At 56.4% G+C, this 2,375-nt stretch carries 1 rRNA gene; it reads right to left on the bottom strand.

The features are described from left to right. A 23S ribosomal RNA gene (locus ABT023_RS28950) occupies positions 1–2,319 on the bottom strand; the annotation flags it as partial. Positions 2,320–2,375: the final 56 nt, after the last annotated feature.

Here is a 2,375-nt window from a genome sequence, read left to right as displayed (position 1 = left end):
CTACACAAGCTAATTCGGATACCAATGTCAAGCTATAGTAAAGGTCCCGGGGTCTTTCCGTCCTGCCGCGCGTAACGAGCATCTTTACTCGTAATGCAATTTCGCCGGGCCTGTGGTTGAGACAGTGGGGAAGTCGTTACGCCATTCGTGCAGGTCGGAACTTACCCGACAAGGAATTTCGCTACCTTAGGATGGTTATAGTTACCACCGCCGTTTACTGGCGCTTAAGTTCTCCGCTTCGCCCCGAAGAGCTAACAGGTCCCCTTAACGTTCCAGCACCGGGCAGGCGTCAGTCCATATACATCGAATTACTTCTTCGCATGGACCTGTGTTTTTAGTAAACAGTCGCTTCCCCCTGCTCTCTGCGGCCATACAACGCTCCACCCGCAAGGGGCTTCACGTCTCCGGCCCCCCTTCTCCCTAAGTTACGGGGGCAATTTGCCGAGTTCCTTAACCACAGTTCGCCCGATCGCCTCGGTATTCTCTACCTGACCACCTGTGTCGGTTTGGGGTACGGGCCGCTAAGAACTCGCTAGAGGCTTTTCTCGGCAGCATAGGATCACTGACTTCACCTGAATCGGCTCGGCATCACGTCTCAGCCTATAGCACCGCGGATTTGCCTACGGTACGGCCTACACGCTTACCCCGGCACAACCACCGGCCGGGCTCAGCTACCTTCCTGCGTCACCCCATCGCTTGACTACTACCCGCCAGGTTCCCACACTCACCCAGTTAAGTCCGAAGACCGCCCCAAGATCACACGGTTAGCACAACGAAGTTCATCATGGGCGCTCTTTCGCGGGTACGGGAATATCAACCCGTTGTCCATCGACTACGCCTCTCGGCCTCGCCTTAGGTCCCGACTCACCCAGGGCGGATTAGCCTGGCCCTGGAACCCTTGGTCATCCGGCGGAAGGGTTTCTCACCCTTCTTTCGCTACTCATGCCTGCATTCTCACTCGTGCCGCGTCCACAACTGGGTCACCCCGCTGCTTCACCCCCGGCACGACGCTCCCCTACCCATCCACACACCTGCACAAGGAATCAAGTCCAAGCGAGATTAAAATGTGAATGCCACAGCTTCGGCGGTGTGCTTGAGCCCCGCTACATTGTCGGCGCGGAACCACTTGACCAGTGAGCTATTACGCACTCTTTAAAGGGTGGCTGCTTCTAAGCCAACCTCCTGGTTGTCTATGCGACCCCACATCCTTTTCCACTTAGCACACGCTTAGGGGCCTTAGCTGGTGATCTGGGCTGTTTCCCTCTCGACTACGAAGCTTATCCCCCGCAGTCTCACTGCCGCGCTCTCACTTACCGGCATTCGGAGTTTGGCTGATTTCGGTAAGCTTGTGGGCCCCCTAGACCATCCAGTGCTCTACCTCCGGCAAGAAACACGCGACGCTGCACCTAAATGCATTTCGGGGAGAACCAGCTATCACGGAGTTTGATTGGCCTTTCACCCCTAACCACAGGTCATCCCCCAACTTTTCAACGTTGGTGGGTTCGGCCCTCCACGCGGTCTTACCCGCGCTTCAGCCTGCCCATGGCTAGATCACTCCGCTTCGGGTCTAGGACACGCGACTGAACGCCCTATTCAGACTCGCTTTCGCTACGGCTCCCCCACACGGGTTAACCTCGCCACATGCCACTAACTCGCAGGCTCATTCTTCAAAAGGCACGCCGTCACCCCGCAAGGCTCCGACGGATTGTAGGCGAACGGTTTCAGGTACTATTTCACTCCCCTCCCGGGGTACTTTTCACCATTCCCTCACGGTACTTGTCCGCTATCGGTCACCAGGAAGTATTTAGGCTTACCAGGTGGTCCTGGCAGATTCACGGCAGATTACAGGGGTCCGCCGCTACTCGGGAACACCCACAGAAGACCAGCCACTTTCACCTACCGGACTTTCACCGCCTACGGTCAGCCATTCCAGACTGTTCGGCTAGCAACTGGTTTTATAACTTCTCGAACAAGTGTCAGCTCATTCAGCAGAGTCCCACAACCCCAACCACGCAACCCCTGACAGGTATCACACGCAGCCGGTTTAGCCTAGATCCGCTTTCGCTCGCCACTACTCACGGAATCACTCTTGTTTTCTCTTCCTACGGGTACTGAGATGTTTCACTTCCCCGCGTTCCCTCCACACACCCTATGTATTCAGGTGCGGGTGACATCACATGACTGATGCCAGGTTTCCCCATTCGGACACCCTGGGATCACAGCTTGGTTGACAGCTCCCCCAGGCCTATCGCGGCCTCCCACGTCCTTCATCGGCTCCTGGTGCCAAGGCATCCACCGTTCGCCCTTGACAACTTGACCACAAAGATGCTCGCGTCCACTGTGCAATTCTCAACAAACGACCAACCCACAACCCC

This window comes from Micromonospora sp. NPDC002296 (assembly GCF_040296145.1).
In the GTDB taxonomy this organism is placed as follows: Bacteria; Actinomycetota; Actinomycetes; order Mycobacteriales; family Micromonosporaceae; genus Micromonospora.
This window is presented reverse-complemented; position numbering and strand designations above follow the sequence as displayed.